We start from the raw sequence: 16,169 nt of genomic DNA, 5'->3' as shown, positions 1-16,169 counted from the left end.
CATGACCGCCACCACTGTTGAGAAGACCGACACCGCCCAGGCGGCCACCGTCGAATTCCGGGCGCTGCGCCGCGAGTTCGGGACGACCGTCGCCCTCGGCGGGCTCGATCTGACCGTCCGGCCCGGTGAGTTCCTCGCCCTGCTCGGCCCGTCCGGCTGCGGCAAGACCACCGCGCTGCGGATGCTCGCCGGGTTCGAGCATCCCGACTCCGGCGCCGTGCTGGTCGACGGACAGGACGTCACCCGGATCCCCGCGCATCGCCGCGACGCCGGAATGGTCTTCCAGTCCTACAGCCTCTTCCCGCATCTGAACGCCCTCGACAACGTGGCCTTCGGGCTGCGGATGCGCAAGGTGCGCGCCTCCGACCGCCGCGCCCGTGCGGCCGAGTTGCTGGATCTGGTCGGGCTCGCCGACAAGGGCGAGCGGTTCCCGCACCAGCTCTCCGGCGGCCAGCAGCAGCGCATCGCGCTGGCCCGCGCGCTCGCGCTGCGCCCGCGTGTCCTGCTCCTGGACGAGCCGCTGTCCGCCCTCGACGCCAAGGTGCGGCTGTCGCTGCGCGAGGAGATCCGGCGGCTCCAGCAGGAACTCGGCATCACCACCCTGTTCGTCACGCACGATCAGGAAGAGGCACTGTCCGTCGCCGACCGGGTCGCCGTGATGCGGGCCGGACGACTCGAACAGTGCGCCGAACCGGCCGAGCTGTACGGCCGTCCGGCGACCCCCTTCGTCGCCGAGTTCGTCGGCACGATGAGCCGCATCCCCGGGACGCTCGAGGAGCACGACGTCGAGGTCCTCGGGCAGCGGCTGCCGGTCGAGGGGCCGGTGCCCGGCAGCGGCGCGTCGGAGGTGGACGTGCTGGTGCGGCCCGAGGCCGTGCGCGTGGACGCCGACGCGGCCGGCTCGGCGCGGGTCGTCGCCACCGCGTTCCTCGGCGCCGTCGTCCGGGCGACGGTACGGCTCGCCGACGGCACCGACGTCAAGGCCGACCTGCCCGCGCACGACGCGGCCGGGCTCACCGTCGGATCCGCCGTCGGCGTGTCGCTGCCGCAGCGGGCCGTGCTGGTGGCCGAGCGCAAGGACAGTTGACGCCGGTCCCCCTACCGGCAGCAGACCACCGACGAAAAGAGAACCACACGTGACCCCCCACCCCCGACTCCCCCTCCAGGCCGTCCTGTTCGACATGGACGGCACGCTCGTCGACACCGAGCGGCTGTGGTGGGAGGCGGTGGAACACGTCGCCGGGCGGCCGTTGACCGACGTGGACCGGCCCGAGGTGCTGGGCCGGCCCGTCGAGCACACGGCCGCATGGCTGGCCGACACCACCGGCCGCCCCGCTCCCGACCTGTCCGCCGCGCTGCACCGGGAGTTCGCCGAGCGCGTCCGCACCGGCATCGTCCCCCGCCCCGGTGCCCTCGACCTCTTGGACGCGCTCGCCCGGGACGGCGTACCGACCGCGCTGGTCACCGCGTCGCCGCGGGCCGTCGCGGGCACCGTGCTGGACGCTCTCGGCGCCGACCGGTTCGCCGTGGCCGTCACCGCCGACGACACCGCCGTCAGCAAACCGGCCCCCGACCCCTACCTGGCAGCCTGCCACGCCCTCGGCGCCGAACCCGCGGCCTGCGTCGCCATCGAGGACACCCAGACCGGTGTCAGTTCGGCCGAGGCAGCCGGGTGCGCGGTGCTGGCCGTACCGTCGCTGGCACCGATCGCGGCGGCACCGGGGCGGATCGTACGGGCCAGCCTCGTGGGCGTGACGACGCGGGAGCTGAACGCGATGGTGGCGCGTGAACCGAGCGCCGTGAACGCCCCCGCGCCGTGGCCGACGGCCGTCGGCCCGGCCGGCGCCGCACCCGGACCGGGCGTGACGGCGAAGGAGGGGCCCGGCCCGACGGCCGCACCCCGACTGCGCGTCATGACCTGGAACCTGTGGCTCGGCGGGGCGCAGGTCAACGGCCATCGGGCCAAGCAGGTCCGGGCCGTCCTGGACTCCGGCGCGGACGTCGTCGGCCTCCAGGAGACCGCCGGCACCGCGACCCGTGAACTGGCCGGGGCACTCGGCTGGCACCACCACACCGCCGGCGAGAACCTCGGCGTCATCAGCCGGCACCCGATCACCGTCCGGCACGGCGGACCGGACGTCGGCTTCTACGGGTCCGCCGGCGTACGGATCCGGGTCGGCCCCGGCCGTGAGGTCGACGTATGGACGGCCCACCTGCACTACACGCCGTACGGGCCTTACGAGTCCGCCTTCGACGGGCTCGGCGCCGCGGAGCTCGTCGTCCACGAGGAGGTCCGGCTCGCCCAGATGCAGGACGCGCTGCGGCGGATCGCGGACGCGGGCGACGACGGCGTACCCGTGGTGCTCGTCGGCGACTTCAACTGCCCCTCCCACCTCGACCGGCCGGACGTCGACTGGCCGGTGACACGCGCCGCCGAGGAGGCGGGCCTGCGCGATTCCTTCCGCGAGGCGCATCCCGACCCCCGCCTCGCGCCCGGCCACACCTGGTCGCCGGTGCACGTCCTGCACGAGGACGGCAGTGGCCGGCCCGAACCGCAGGACCGCATCGACTACGTCCTCCACCGGGGCCTGCGCGTGGTCGCCTCGCGCACCTACGTGGCCGGCACACCGCGCGCCTGGCCCGACGTCACCGACAACGACTGGCCGTCGGACCACGCGGCCGTCGTCACGACCTTCGTGCTGCCGGACCTGGGAAGAACGGCAGGGCGATGACGCCCTGCTGCCCCGGCCGGCCGGTCGCGGCGGGTCACTGCGGAACGGGGACCTTCAGGTAGTCCAGTCCGCCGGTGTTCAGCCACATGTGGGTGGGCGAGTGGACGAGGCTGAGCAGCACGTTGTCGCATCCGGGGCACCGCAGCACCGTTCCGGGGGCGTCGAGGTAGGCGTGCGTCTCGGCGAGCATCATCTGTGCGCCGCAGCCACTGCATCGTCCGAAAGCCATGGTCATATCGGTTCCGAACAGCGACTCGAGGTCCCCGGCGGCGGCGTTGCCGTCGAGGAAGTCAGGCGTCGAGGTCATGGCGGTTCAGCTCCCTGTCGTAGCGATGGGGCGGCGTCTGTCCGACCGGGATCATGAGCGGCTCCTCAGGCGCTGGGGCCGAAGCGCTCGGTGCGGATACGGCCGGGATGGTGGCCGAGGGCGACCAGCAGGCCGGCGGCCGTTTCGACGAAACCGGTGGAACCGCAGACGTAGCAGGTGGGTTCGAAGTCCGGCGGCCATCCGCCGGTCGACAGGTCCGACGCCGTGACATGTCCGGGCGGCCGCGGCCAGTGCTCGGGCGTGGAGCGCGTGTAGAGGTACGTCTTGTCCAGGCCCGGATCGTCCCTTCTCAGCTCGGCGGTGTAGAGCTGGTCGTCAGGGCTGCGCACGGAATACAGGAGCCGGAAGGGCGTGCGGTCGGAGACCGCGCGGCGCGTGCGGATCATCGCCATCAGCGGCACCAGGCCGGAGCCGCCGCCGACGAGCAGGATCGGTTCCTTCTGCTCCGTGCGCCACACGAACCAGCCGCCGACCGGTCCGCGCAGTTCCACCAGGTCACCCACGGCCAGTTCGTCCGTCAGATACGGAGAGACCTCGCCGTCCTCGAGCCGCTGAACGGTCAGTGCGACGCTCTCGCCGTCGGGCGCCGAAGCCAGCGAGTAGCTCCGCTGCGTGCTGTAGCCGTCCTCGGCCGTGAGCCGCACATCGACGTGCTGTCCCGCCAGATGCCCCGGCCAGCCCGGCACGTCGAAGACGAGGGTGCGGGCCGTACCGGTCTCGGTGACCCGCTCGGTGAGCCGGGCGGCCCTCCAGCGCAACCGTTCGCCTAGTCGCCTTGGTACCGTTGCTCCCGCCATGGGTCCCCATAATCGTGGTAGCCGTATGTCTCCCAGAAGCCCCGTTCTTCTTCCATGAGCAACTGAATTCCGCGCACCCACTTGGCGGACTTCCAGAAATACAGGTGCGGAATCAACAGCCGTGCGGGGCCGCCGTGTTCGGGATCGAGTTCCTCGCCGTCGTAGCGGTACGCGATCCATGCCTGGCCGTCGACCAGGTCCTCCAGGGGCATGTTGGTCGTGTAGTCGCCGTAGGAGCGGACGAGCGCGTAATCGGCATTGGTCTCGACGTCCTCCAGCAGGACGTCCAGGGAGACTCCTTGCCAGTCCGTGTCGAACTTCGACCACTTGGTGACGCAGTGCAGGTCCACCGTCGGTGTCTCGTCGGGGAGTGCCAGGAACTGCGTCCAGTCCCAGCTGTGCCGGGCGCCCGTCTCCGTGCGGATGGTGAATTCCCACTGGTCGAGGTGCACCGCGGGAGTGGGCCCGGTGGACAGAACGGGGAAGCCGTTCGTCTCGTACTGCCCAGGAGGAAGTCTGTGCCGCGGATCACGAGCCCGGCCATGGAATCCACGCGAAATGATAGGCATGGCGTGCCCCGTTTCCGATGTGTGTGACCTCCATTATCGAGGAGGTGGGGCGGCACGGCATGTCCGGTGGAAACCGCGACGTCGGCCGCCGGCCGCGTCAGCCCGGCCACGACGCGGCCGGCGTGACGGAAGCTCCCGTGCAACCCGGAGTGCACGCCCGACTACCTGATGTGTCGGCGAGCGGGGGCGCGGCCCGGTCACAGATGGACGACGACCAGCGCCGCGTCGTCCCCGGCCGAACCCAGGCCGATCAAGGCGTCCGCCAGCCCTTCGACGCCCAGCGAGCGATGCTCGGCGAGACCGTCGGCCAGGCGCCCCAGTCCCTCGTCGATGTCCTCACCCCGGCGTTCGACCAGTCCGTCGGTGTACAGGACGAGGATGGCGCCGTCGGGGTAGGTGACGTCAGTCTGGGGACGGGGGGTGTACGTGGGAGCCGCTCCGAGCGGCGGGTCGGTCGCCCGGTCGAGGAAGCGCACGGTGCCGTCCGGATGGCCCAGGGCCGGGGGCGGGTGGCCGGCACTGCTGTAGGCGATGCGATGGACGTCCGGGGCGATGACGGTCTGCACCGCGGTGGTGGACAGGGCTCCGTCGACGGAGCGTGCGTACATGTCGAGCGCGTCGAGGGCCGCCGCGGGGCCGTCCACGACCCGGATGGCGGCGCTGAGGGCGCTGCGCAGCTGGCCCATGACGCCCGCCGCGAACAAGCCGTGCCCGACGACGTCCCCGACGGCCACGGCGTAGTCACCGGAAGGCAGTTGGGTCACGTCGTACCAGTCCCCGCACACATTGAGGGTGTTGACGGCGGGGCGGTAGCGGACGGCCGCCTGATGGTGTGCCAGTTTCTGCGGGGCGGGCAGCATGGCGTCCTGGAGGGCGAGGGCCACCTGCCGTTCCCGGAGGTTGGCTTCGCGGAGCCGCTCGTTGATCTGCTGGAGTTCCCGGGACCGCGCGTACAGTTCGTGTTCCATCTGCCGACGCCGGTGATCGGCCTCCGGGCCACCCGCGCGAACGAGGTCGGTGATCTCCTCGAGGCGGTGCAGGATGAGCGCCACCTGCCCGTCGGAGTCCAGGACGGGGGCGTTGACCGGACTCCAGTAGCGCTCGATGAACAGTCCGGGCCTACCCGGCTCCTGCAGGTCGTGGCGCACGGGACCGGCGACGTCCTGGGTGCGGGTGTCCAGCACGCGCCGCAGCGAAGCCTGGAGGTCGACGGTTTCCGACTCGTCCTCCGGCGGGAAGGCGTCGAAGATGTATTTCCCGATCAGCTCGTCCCGGTCGCGGCCCACCAGCTCCTGATACGCGTGATTCGCGTCCTGGATGACGAACTCGGTCGTGAGAACGAGTGTCGCGCTGGGTGACGCCTCGAAGACGGCGTGATAGTCGATCCCCGGTTCTCCCACGGCGCACCCCGGACACATTGGCGATCGAGTTCGCTCCCGGCACCCTGTCCGTTCAGTATGCTGCCGGGCCGCCGCGGGCGCCTGCCGGGCACGGACGTCCGCTCCCCGCACGGTTCGGCGCCCGGCACGTGACGGAACGCATCCGGCCGGCGAACGACGAAAGGCAAGGAGATCCATCTCCTTGCCCTTTTCAAGATATAGCGCACGGGGGGCCTTGCGGCAAGACCCGGGTGACGTTGCAGAATCTCCGGCCGAAGCCAGAACCTGCCGAATTCGGGGATTCACAAAGCAGCACGCTCCGTCGGCGTATGCGCTCACGCGCCGTCGAATCGCCGAAGGAATCGGTGTATCTGGCAGACAGGCAACCTGCGTTGAATGGGGGAATCTCGTGATCGACGTGATCATCGTCGGCGGCGGACCGACCGGCCTCATGCTGGCCGGCGAGTTGCGGCTGCACGGCGTGCACGCGGTCGTGCTGGAGAAGGAGGCGGAGCCCACCGAGGTCGTCAGGGCGCTGGGGCTGCACGCGCGCAGCATCGAGGTGATGGACCAGCGCGGTCTGCTGGACCGGTTCCTCGCACACGGCCGGACGTACCCGGCCGGCGGCTTCTTCGCCGGTATCGGCAAGCCGTCGCCGAGCGGGCTGGACAGTGCGCACGCGTACGTCCTCGCCATCCCGCAGACCACCACCGACCGCCTGCTGGCCGAGCACGCCACCGAGCTCGGCGCCGAGATCCGCCGGGGCCACCGACTGGTCGGCCTGTCACAGGACGAGGACGGGGTGACCGCCGAGCTGGCCGACGGCACCCGGCTGCGTTCGCGCTGGCTCGTCGGCTGCGACGGCGGCCGCAGCACGGTGCGCAAGCTGCTCGGTGTCGGCTTCCCCGGCGAGCCCAGCAGGGTCGACACACTGCTGGGCGAGGTCGAGCTGACCGCACCGCCGGAGACACTGGCCGCCGTGGTGGCCGAAGTCCGCAGGACGCAGCTGCGGTTCGGCGTCATGCCCCTCGGGAACGGGCTGCACCGCTTCGTCGTCCCCGCCGAAGGGGTGGCCGACGACCGCTCGGTCCCGCCGACCCTCGAAGAGGTCAGGCAGCAGCTCCGGGCCGTCGCCGGTACCGACTTCGGCGTGTACTCGGCGCGCTGGCTCTCCCGTTTCGGCGACGCCACCCGGCAGGCCGAGCGCTACCGGGTCGGGCGGGTTCTGCTGGCCGGCGACGCGGCGCACATCCACCCGCCGACCGGCGGGCAGGGCCTCAACCTGGGCATCCAGGACGCGTTCAACCTCGGCTGGAAACTGGCGGCCCAGGTCGGCGGCCGGGCGCCGGACGACCTGCTGGACAGTTACCACGCCGAGCGCCATCCGGTGGCCGCCGACGTGCTGGACAACACCCGCGCCCAGATGGAGCTGATGTCCCTCGCACCCGGCGCTCGGGCGGTGCGCCGGCTGGTGTCGGAGCTGATGGACTTCGACGAGGTGAACCGGTACCTGACCGAGAAGATCATCGCGATCGGCATCCGCTACGACTTCGGTGCGGGCCACGAGCTGCTCGGGCGGCGCCTGCGGGACATCGAGCTGAAGCAGGGGCGCCTGTACGCGCGGATGCACGCCGGGCGCGGGCTGCTGCTCGACCAGACCGGCCGGCTCTCCGTGGCGGGCTGGACGGACCGCGTCGACCACGTCGTGGACGTCGGCGACGAGCTGGACGTACCCGCTGTGCTGCTGCGGCCCGACGGCCATGTGGCCTGGGCCGGAGAGGATCCGGCGGCGCTGCTGAGCGGGCTGCGCAGGTGGTTCGGCGCGCCTGTCAGTGGCTGATCCTTCTCCGCGGAGGGGTGAGGCCGCCGCCGGCCCGGACCCGCCCGGTCCCCGGCCGGCGGCGCACCTCGACCGCCGCGGGGTCACTCGGCTGACTCGGCCTTGATGTAGTCCTCGTATTCGGCGGCGGTGAGGAGGGAGTCCAGCTGCGAGGTGTCGGTCAGCTTGATCTCGATCATCCAGCCGTCGTCGTACGGGTCCGTGTTGACCGATTCGGGCTCGTCGTGGAGTGCTTCGTTCACGGCGGTGACCGAGCCGGACAGCGGCACGTAGACCTCGCTCGCCGCCTTGACCGACTCCACGGTGCCGAACGGCTCCGAAGCCTCGAACCGGTCGCCCTTGTTCGGGAGTTCCACGTAGACCACGTCCCCGAGCTGCTTCTGGGCATGGTCGGTGATGCCCACACGGGCCTTGTCGCCCGTGACGCGGACCCACTCGTGGTCCTTGCTGTATTTGAGGCCGTCCGGGGTGACCATGGTTCCTCCGTGGGGTGATCGCCGTCGTGCCGACGGATCGTTCGGGCACCACCGCAGAGCGTCCTACAGCCGACGGGCCGCAGCGAGAATTCGCAGCCGATCGAGTGAGCCCGGCGTGCGGCACGGACCTCCCTCATGCAGATGTCGCGGGAGGGTCGGCCGGGGGGTTACATGGACAACATGGACCAAATGAACCAGAACAGCGGACTCGGCCAGGCGCGGGGCGACCGGTTCGGCGCACCCGGCACCGAGTCGTCCCGGATGCCCAGGGTGGAGCCGGGCGGGGTTCCACCGGGCGAGACTCCCCCCTGCGAGAGCAGCATGGCGGAGGCTGTTCCACAGCTGGACTACCAGCGGGCACGGGGCTGGACCAAGGGACCGCTGATCGTGATCGCGGTCCTCACCGTGCTGATCGCCGCGTTCTTCCTGGCGTACGCGATCACCTTGATGGTGTGAGCACGGCGCGCCGTCGAGGACGAGCGCGTGACGCGACCCACACCGTACAGGCATCCCTTTAAAGAGGAATCCAGGATGCGTATTTGCTAGCATCGCTTACGTGAGGCTGACGAAGTTCACCGACCTGGCGCTACGTGCCGTGATGCGCCTGGCGGTCTCCGAGCAGGACGACTTCCTGACCACCCGGGAAGTGGCGGAGGTGATGGGCGTGCCCGCCACACACATGGCCAAGGCGGTCACCCGACTCCAGCACCTCGGCGTACTGGAGGCCAGGCGAGGCCGCGGCGGCGGCCTGGAGCTGACCGGCCTGGGCCGTCAGGCATCCGTCGGCTGGCTGGTCAGGGAACTCGAGGGTGAGGGCGAGGTCGTCACCTGCGAAGGCGACACACCCTGCCCGCTGCGGGGGGCGTGCCGGCTGCGCCGGGCACTGCGCGACGCACAGGAGGCCTTCTACGCCGCACTCGACCCGATCACCGTGGCCGACCTCGTGACCTCCCCGACCGGGCCGGTCCTCGTCGGCCTGACAGGCCACCGGCCCGACTGAGAAGCCACCCCACCCCTCTCGCGCCGACGCGCACCTTTAAATACGCAGATCACTTACCACTTTAGGAGTTGCCGTGCTGTCCGAGCAGTCCGTCCCGGTCGTCCGCGCCACCCTGCCCGCCATCGGCGCCAACATCGGCGAGATAGCCGAGCGGTTCTACACCAGGCTCTTCGCCGACCGCCCCGAGCTGTTGAGGGACCTCTTCAACCGCGGGAACCAGGCCAGCGGAGAACAGCAGAAGGCACTGGCGGGCTCCATCGCCGCCTTCGCCGCGGCACTGATCGAGCACCCCGACACCCGGCCCGACGTCATGCTCTCCCGGATCGCCAACAAGCACGCCTCGCTCGGCATCACCGCCGACCAGTACAAGCTCGTCCACCGGCACCTCTTCGCGGCCATCGGCGAGGTCCTCGGCGACGCCGTCACGCCGGAGGTGGCCGCCGCCTGGGACGAGGTCTACTGGCTGATGGCCAACGCCCTGATCGCCATCGAGGCCCGCCTCTACCAGGCCGCCGGCACCGCCGAGGGCGATGTGTGGCGGACGATGGAGATCGCCGGACGGCAGGAGGAGACCGCCGACGCGGTCTCTCTCGAACTGCGCACCACCGACGGCAGCCCGACCGGCTCGTTCCGGCCCGGCCAGTACGTCAGCGTCCAGGTGGAACTTCCCGACGGAGCCCGGCAGATACGCCAGTACAGCCTCTCGCGCACGTCCACCGGCACGCTGTGGCGCATCACCGTCAAGCGCGTACGCGACGGCGCCGGCCCGGAGGGCGAGGTGTCGTCGTGGCTCCACGAGAACGCCCGGGTCGGCGACACGATCAACGTGTCACGCCCGTTCGGCGACCTCGTTCTGCCGGAGGGCGACGGGCCGCTGCTGCTGGCGTCCGCCGGGATCGGTGTCACGCCCATGCTGTCCATGCTCCACCACCTCGCCGACGAGGCCGCCGACCGCCCGGTGACCGTGATCCACGCCGACCGGGCCCCCTTCGACCACCCCCACCGCGACGAGCAGCGCCGGCTCGTCGAGACCATCCCCGGTGCCCGCATGCACCTGTGGTACGAGGAGGGCCTCGAGCACGCGCCGGAGGCGTCACACGGCCGGGCCGACGCGACCGGGCTCGAACTGCCCGAGGACGTGACCGCGTACCTCTGCGGCCCGCTGCCCTTCATGCGTGCGGTGCGCGGCGACCTGATCCGCCAGGGTGTTCCCGCGCAGGCCATCCACTACGAGGTCTTCGGGCCCGACCTCTGGCTCGGTGGCGAGTAGACCCGGGCCGGGACGAGAGCAATCCCCCCGACCGGGACGAAGGCGAACAGGAAGGCGCTTCACATGAACCCCGCGTCCGCCGCCGTGGCCGCCGCTCTGAGCTTCGTCTGGCTCGGCATGGTCCTGGCGATCTCGTTCCTGGAGGCGCCGCTGAAATTCCGCGCCCCCGGGGTGACCGTACCCATCGGGCTCGGCATCGGCCGCCTCGTCTTCCGGGCGCTCAACAGGGTGGAGGCGGTGCTCGCCGTCGCGGTGGTCGTGGCCCTGGCGGTCGGCGGGCCAACGGCGACGGTCGCGACACCTGCCGCCGTGACCGTGCTCGTGCTGGCCGTCCAGCTCCTGGTGATCCGGCCGCGGCTCGGCCGCCGCTCCGACCGGGTCCTGGCGGGCGAGTCCCTGCCGCGCTCCCGAGCCCACCTCCTCTATGCGGGCGCCGAGGCGGTCAAGGTCCTCGCTCTCCTCACGCTGGGCGCCAACGTCCTCATGGTCTGATCACGGCTCGTCGCCGGCGCCGCGGCTCCCGCCGCCCCCGCCCGGGGCACGGGAAGGGCCCCGGGAACGCGTCCACGGGAGCGTTCGTGAAGCAGCCGACACCCACCCCGGCCGGGTTCGCCCCGGCCGGGGTGAGCTGTGCTCGGCACGCCCGGACCGAGGTGGGTGAGGTCCCGCTCGTTCCGCCCGGATCGGCGGGGCCCGTCACCGAGGGGGCGGCCCGGTACGGCGGTCGACGTCCCTCGGCCCACCGATGCGGGGGCGGGCGCCCCGGCCCTGCCGCTTCATCCCGAGCGTGCCGGGTTCCAGCCCCACGCGGTCAGCATGCCGGGCGACAGTCCGGGGAAGGCCGAGGACTCCAGCCAGCGCTCGGCCTCGTCGATCGCCGCGTCGTCCACCAGGCCCGTCGCCACCATCGACGCCCGCGCCCTGTCCCAAGTCCGGGCCCAGAAACGGGTGATGGGACTGCCCGGCACCAGCGGCGGTACGTGCACTTCGGCTGCGACCGACTCCAGTCCGACGGCCCGCATGAGATCCGGACAACGCGGCACCCACGAGACATCCGTGCCGATCGTCTCCCGCAGCCCTTGCCACATCGCCCGCATGGCAAGGGTGAACGGCGTCCGCGGAGCCCCGTCGGTCGTCAGGTCCACCGCGTCACTCAGCACCAGCACACCACCCGGCGCCAACAGCCCCGCGAGTCGCTCGACCGTCCGAGCGGGGGACGGCAGATGCATCAGCACGAACCTGGCATGGACCAGGTCGAAGCGGCCCGGCGCGAAGTCGTCCGACGTGACATCCGCCGCGAGCGGCGTCAGCCCCGCGACCGGCCGGGACGTGAGGTACCGGACGTCCCGGTCCACCGCGACAACCTCGGTGACGCCCGCCTCGCGCAGCAGCGACCGGGCCACCGTCCCGGTCCCGGCCCCCACGTCCAGGCAACGCCAGCCTTGGCCGACACCCAGCTGCCGCAACCGGGCCAGCGTCGTGGCGTCGTAGGTGAGGGCGCCGAGGTCGATCCGCTCGGGCTCGCCCTCGTCCTGCGGGCGGAACACCCGCTCGCCGTAGCGCCCGTGGCCCTCCGGGGCCGAAGGGCCCCGCGAGCCGGATTCACGTGTCACGCACCCATTGTCATGGCGTGCCACGGACCGGGCACCTTGTGGCTTTCGGCGGCATGGGCGGCACCGGCACACCGTGAGCGCGCAGCCCTGCGAGGTGCCAGGTCGCGAAATTCGCATCAAAAGTCGATCATCTGTTGGGGAGATCGTCGCATGCTCAACTCATTCCGCCTGACGGCCCGTCGGCTGTCGGGCACCTCGTGCACGCTTCGCGCTCGGATTGCCGTTCGCCGCGTCGCCGGACGTCGCCCGGACGGGAGCCGCGCGAGGGCTCACTCGTTGCGCTGTCAAGAAATGGAGCTTCGCATCATGACGTTCAATTTCGCCGTACCGGACAAGGACGACCCGGTCTGGACCTCCGCCGACGGCTTCGTCGTACGCAACGAGGAGGGGATCGTCCGCCTGACCGGTGAGGAGCGTTTCGCGGTCAGGGTGACGGGGGCTCAGAGCAACGGCCGGCTCGGTGTCATGGAGGGCACCGTCGCGCCGCGGTTCGGCAACGTGCCGCACACGCACCGGCAGGAGGACGAGGCCTTCCTCATCCTCTCGGGTCGGTTCCGGTTCATCAACGGCGACCAGACCTTCGAAGCCGGGCCGGGCGACTTCGTGTACATCCCCCACGGCACGCGTCACGGCTTCAAGAACATCCTCGACGTGCCCTCGAAGATGATGGTCTTCTACACCCCCGCCGGACCGGAGCAGTTCTTCGTGGACCACGGCATGCGCGAGGACACCTACGACCCGCAGGAATGGGCGAACCGGCTGAGGAACGACACCGCGCTCCAGAAGGCGCTCGCCGGAATGAACATGTCGCTGCTGCCCGGCGGGCACGACTGGGCCGAATAGGACTCACCGGGCCTCGTCCGCCGCCCGTGAGCGGCGGACGAGGCCCGGTGCCGGCGCGTGCGGACCGCGCCGACGGGTTCAGCTCCCGTTCGGCACCGCCGTCGAGACGAACGTCCAGGTACCGGACCCGACTTCGTACACGGCCGTGCCGTCCTCCGTGCGCAGCAGACGCGCACCGCCGTCGGCGCGGACCTTGCCGGAGCCGGCCGGCACATGTATCTCCGCCGTGGTCCCGGCGGGGACGACGGCCTCCAGTCGGAAGGTCGAACCCTCACGCGACCACTTCGTGCGCACGGTTCCGTACGGGGTCGTGTACGAGCCCCCCGCCGACGTCAGGTCACCCACCACCGCGGGGTCGATGAGCAGTTCACGGTAGCCGACGGAGCCCGGCCGCTGCTGGATCCCGGCGAGGCGGCCGGTGAACCAGGCGTCGATCGCGCCGAGCATGAAGTGGTTCTGCGACTGGCCGGGACCGCCGTCCCAGGTCTCGCCCAGCGTGGTGTTGCCGGCGAGGACCTGGTAGCCGTAGCTGGGACTGGTCGTGCGGGTCGCGATCCCGTACACGATGTCGTCACGGCCCGCCTCGGACAGCACCCGGATCGCGGCGGGCAGCGATATCTCGCCGAGGATCAGATGATGGTCCGCCGCGACGACCGACTGGGTGAAATGGTCCAGCAGCCGGGCTCGTTCACCCTCGGGCACGGCGCCCATGTCGAGGGCGAGGGCCTCCGCGCCGTGGCCGCCGCCGCCGAAGGCGCCGGTGGCCGGGTTGTAGTACTTGTCCGACAGCGCCTTGGCGCTCGTGTCCGCCTTCTCCCGGTACAGCGCGGCGTCGTCGTCCTCACCGAGCACGCGCGCGATACGGCTGAGGCCGTCGACGACGCGCCAGTAGCCGTACGTGCCCGCCACCGCGCGCGGGAAGGTGCGGTCGGGGGTGATCCAGTCGCCGAGGCCGTAGTCGAGGATGCCGCCCGCGACCTTCTGCTCCAGGAAGGTCACGTACTGCTTCATCCGCGGGTAGTAGGTGCGCAGCGTCTCCTCGTCGCCGTAGGTGGTGTAGAGCTGCCAGGGCACGAGGACGAACGCCCCGCCCCAGTTGGCGTCGTTGCGGTAGCCGCCCGCAAGTTCGACGTAGTCGGGGACGGTGCTCGGGATCAGGCCCTCGGAGGTCTGCGCGTCGGCCATGTCGCGCACGATCTTCCTCAGGTAGGAGCGCATGTCGTAGTTGGCGGCGAGGGTCGGGAAGACGAGCTGGTTCTGCTCCAGCCAGCCGAGCTTCTCGCGACTGGGGCAGTCGGTGAGGATGCTCATCATGTTGCCCTGGACGGCGCGCCGGATCAGCCCGTGGATGCCGTTGATCAGCTCGTTGGAGCTGGTGAAGGTCCCGGCGCTGGTGTTGTCGGTGTGCAGCACCTTGCCGCGTACGGAGACCGTCGCCCCGGCGGGCAGGCCCTTCAGCTCCAGGTAGCGGAAGCCGTGGTAGCTGAAGCGGGGGTGCCAGGTCTCGGCGCGGCCCCCGCCCTTGGTGGTGTAGGTGTCCCACAGGGGCGCGCCGACGTTGCTGATCGACTGGAAGGCGTGTCCGTCCTTCAGACTCTCTGCCGGGTAGATGCGCACCGCGGTGCCCGCGGGCGCGGTGACGGTGATCTCCGGCCAGCCCGCGATGTTGCGTCCGAGGTCGAAGACGCGGCTGCCGTCGGCGCCCGGCACCTCGGTGCCCTTCAGGGTCTCCATCACCCGGACCGGCTCGGTCTCCCGGGCGCTGAGCGTGGCCGGCTCCTCGGCGCCGCCGGGGCGCCCGAGGGCGACGGCCGACGCCCAGGACGAGTGGTCGCGGCCCGGCTCGTCCCAGCCGGGGATCTCCCGCCGCGCGTCGTAGTCCTCGCCGCCGTACCAGTTGGAGGACGTCGTCGGGCCGAGCGTGGTGCGCCAGTCCGTACCGCTGGAGATGCGGCGCACACTGCCGTCGTCCAGGGTGACCTCCAGCTGGGCGACGAGCTTCGGGTCACTGAAGTTGCCGTACCACTTGCGGTAGCGGTCGGCGGTGCTGACGACGTTGGAGGCGCCGTTGCCGAGTTCGACGGCGAGCGAGTTGGCGCCGCGCCGCAGCCGCTGTGTGACGTCGTACGTGGCGTACTGGACCCGGTCGTCGAAGTCGGTGTTGGCGGGTTCCAGGACCGCGTCGCCGACCGGCTCACCGTTGATGCGGGCGTCGTGGATGCCCAGGCCCGCGAGGTAGAGGCGGGCGCTGCGGGCGCCCTCGGGGAGGGTGAAGTCCTTGGTGAACAGCGGGAGTCCGGCCGGCAGGTAGGGCTCGGGTGCCCGCTGACCGGTGACCTCCGCAGCCCCGCTCCAGGGGCCGTCGGCGGCCTCGGCGGTCGAGACGGTGTAGTCGACGGGGAAGTGCGGCACGCGGCCGTCGGCGGTCAGCACGTCGGCCCGCGGGAACAGCAGCACCTGGTCGAAGGACTTGGCCGACTTCAGGTCCAGGGTGAGCGTGACGGGCGACTCGGGGCCGGTGTGCGCGGGGCTCGCGTAGCCGGCGGCCCGGTCGAGGGCGCTGTTGGTCAGTCCGTCGACGGCGAGGGCGGGCTCCCAGATCTTGCGTACGGTGTCGCTCACGGACGCGGTGACGGCGGCGCCCTTCGCGTGGTTCACGTCGGGCGCCGTCGAGTCGCGGACCTCGATCTCGCCGAGCTGGAGACGCCACTGGTCCTCCAGCGGCAGCCCCAGCTTGGTGACGTCGAGCCGGATGTAGCGGGCGGTCGTCCTCGGCAGGGTGACGACGACGGGCTCCACCGCGTGCTCGCTCAGCCGCCACGCATCGTGGGTGATCCACTGGGCGGACCAGTCCACGGGGCGGGTCAGGCCCGTCTCGAAGACGGAGATGTCGCTCCACTGCGAGGTCCGGGCGCCCGACCACAGCTGGACGCGCCAGTGGACGCGGTCGCGGGAGCCCAGCGCCTTGCCGGCGTAGACGGCGCGCGGTTGGTCCGAGCGGACCTTGCCGGAGTCCCAGAGATCGGGCCGTCCCTGCTTCAGCTTCTCGCGGCTGCTGGCGGCCTGGATGCGGTAGGCGCTCTGGACGACGCCCCGGCCGCGCGCGGTGAGCTGCCAGGTCAGGTCGGGGGTGGTGTCGTCGATGCCGAGCGCCGAGCGCAGGTGCTGGGTGCGCAGCGCGGTGGCGGACGCGGTGGCGCCGGCTCCGGACGCGGACGCGGACGCCGGCAGCGCGGAGGGCACGACGGTGACGAGCGCTGTCAGCCCGGTGGCGAGGACGAGCGCGGGTCTGGCGAGTGGACTCATGCCGGTGGTCTCCATA

The 16,169-nt window shown here is 71.3% G+C and carries 15 protein-coding genes; 8 read left to right on the top strand and 7 right to left on the bottom strand.

The features are described from left to right. Position 1: 1 nt before the first annotated feature. Positions 2-1,087 (top strand): ABC transporter ATP-binding protein, encoded by a 1,086-nt coding sequence (locus DN051_RS36295; protein ID WP_112440933.1) that lies wholly within the window; start codon positions 2-4, stop codon positions 1,085-1,087. Positions 1,088-1,181: 94 nt separating this feature from the next. Next, complete coding sequence (locus tag DN051_RS36290; RefSeq protein WP_246041161.1) at positions 1,182-2,732, top strand: HAD-IA family hydrolase; 1,551 nt, start codon at positions 1,182-1,184, stop codon at positions 2,730-2,732. A 34-nt stretch (positions 2,733-2,766) separates the two neighbouring features. On the opposite strand, the gene DN051_RS36285 is transcribed toward DN051_RS36290, so the two are convergent. The 4 genes from DN051_RS36285 to DN051_RS36270 all read right to left on the bottom strand — a co-directional run bounded on the left by DN051_RS36285 (position 2,767) and on the right by DN051_RS36270 (position 5,826). Beyond that, on the bottom strand, positions 2,767-3,039 hold the full coding sequence (locus DN051_RS36285; RefSeq protein ID WP_112440929.1) for a DUF6510 family protein: 273 nt from the start codon (positions 3,037-3,039) through the stop codon (positions 2,767-2,769). A gap of 65 nt (positions 3,040-3,104) precedes the next feature. After that, the gene (locus DN051_RS36280; RefSeq protein ID WP_112440927.1) at positions 3,105-3,857 is read right to left on the bottom strand and encodes a ferredoxin reductase; all 753 of its coding nucleotides are present in this window, start codon (positions 3,855-3,857) and stop codon (positions 3,105-3,107) included. Beyond that, positions 3,827-4,426, bottom strand: coding sequence for a molybdopterin-dependent oxidoreductase (locus DN051_RS36275; RefSeq protein ID WP_112440925.1), 600 nt, complete (start codon positions 4,424-4,426; stop codon positions 3,827-3,829). The genes DN051_RS36280 and DN051_RS36275 overlap by 31 nt, the downstream gene beginning before the upstream one ends. A 197-nt stretch (positions 4,427-4,623) precedes the next feature. Beyond that, complete coding sequence (locus DN051_RS36270; protein WP_112440923.1) at positions 4,624-5,826, bottom strand: PP2C family protein-serine/threonine phosphatase; 1,203 nt, start codon at positions 5,824-5,826, stop codon at positions 4,624-4,626. Between the two features lie 388 nt (positions 5,827-6,214). Between DN051_RS36270 and rox the strand changes: the two genes are divergently transcribed. Continuing rightward, entirely contained in the window at positions 6,215-7,645 is a 1,431-nt protein-coding gene (rox, locus tag DN051_RS36265) for a rifampin monooxygenase (protein WP_053755986.1), read from the top strand. An 83-nt stretch (positions 7,646-7,728) separates the two neighbouring features. On the opposite strand, the gene gcvH is transcribed toward rox, so the two are convergent. Then, entirely contained in the window at positions 7,729-8,121 is a 393-nt protein-coding gene (gene gcvH / locus DN051_RS36260; RefSeq protein ID WP_053755987.1) for a glycine cleavage system protein GcvH, read from the bottom strand. Positions 8,122-8,310: 189 nt separating this feature from the next. On the opposite strand from gcvH, the gene DN051_RS36255 reads away from it, so the two are divergent. The 4 genes from DN051_RS36255 (at position 8,311) to DN051_RS36240 (ending at position 10,883) form a co-directional block, all read left to right on the top strand. Beyond that, a complete protein-coding gene (locus DN051_RS36255; protein ID WP_220451577.1) occupies positions 8,311-8,577 on the top strand; it encodes a DUF6480 family protein in 267 nt (88 codons plus the stop codon). 100 nt (positions 8,578-8,677) lie between these two features. After that, on the top strand, positions 8,678-9,121 hold the full coding sequence (nsrR, locus tag DN051_RS36250; protein WP_053755988.1) for a nitric oxide-sensing transcriptional repressor NsrR: 444 nt from the start codon (positions 8,678-8,680) through the stop codon (positions 9,119-9,121). Between the two features lie 73 nt (positions 9,122-9,194). After that, positions 9,195-10,391: a globin domain-containing protein gene (locus DN051_RS36245; RefSeq protein WP_112440921.1), complete on the top strand. Its 1,197-nt coding sequence runs from the start codon at positions 9,195-9,197 to the stop codon at positions 10,389-10,391. Positions 10,392-10,454: 63 nt separating this feature from the next. Further along, the gene (locus tag DN051_RS36240) at positions 10,455-10,883 is read left to right on the top strand and encodes a hypothetical protein (protein WP_112440919.1); all 429 of its coding nucleotides are present in this window, start codon (positions 10,455-10,457) and stop codon (positions 10,881-10,883) included. 284 nt (positions 10,884-11,167) lie between these two features. On the opposite strand, the gene DN051_RS36235 is transcribed toward DN051_RS36240, so the two are convergent. Continuing rightward, positions 11,168-12,004, bottom strand: a complete 837-nt coding sequence (locus DN051_RS36235) for a class I SAM-dependent methyltransferase (RefSeq protein ID WP_246040713.1) — start codon at positions 12,002-12,004, stop codon at positions 11,168-11,170. A 306-nt stretch (positions 12,005-12,310) separates the two neighbouring features. On the opposite strand from DN051_RS36235, the gene DN051_RS45260 reads away from it, so the two are divergent. After that, on the top strand, positions 12,311-12,847 hold the full coding sequence (locus tag DN051_RS45260; protein ID WP_162625042.1) for a cupin domain-containing protein: 537 nt from the start codon (positions 12,311-12,313) through the stop codon (positions 12,845-12,847). 78 nt (positions 12,848-12,925) lie between these two features. On the opposite strand, the gene DN051_RS36225 is transcribed toward DN051_RS45260, so the two are convergent. Next, positions 12,926-16,153, bottom strand: a complete 3,228-nt coding sequence (locus tag DN051_RS36225) for a family 78 glycoside hydrolase catalytic domain (RefSeq protein WP_246040712.1) — start codon at positions 16,151-16,153, stop codon at positions 12,926-12,928. Positions 16,154-16,169: the final 16 nt, after the last annotated feature.

Origin of the sequence: Streptomyces cadmiisoli, from assembly GCF_003261055.1 — a bacterium.
In the GTDB taxonomy this organism is placed as follows: Bacteria; Actinomycetota; Actinomycetes; order Streptomycetales; family Streptomycetaceae; genus Streptomyces; species Streptomyces cadmiisoli.
Note: the sequence above shows the minus strand (reverse complement) of the source record. Positions and strands in the feature narration are given on the sequence as shown.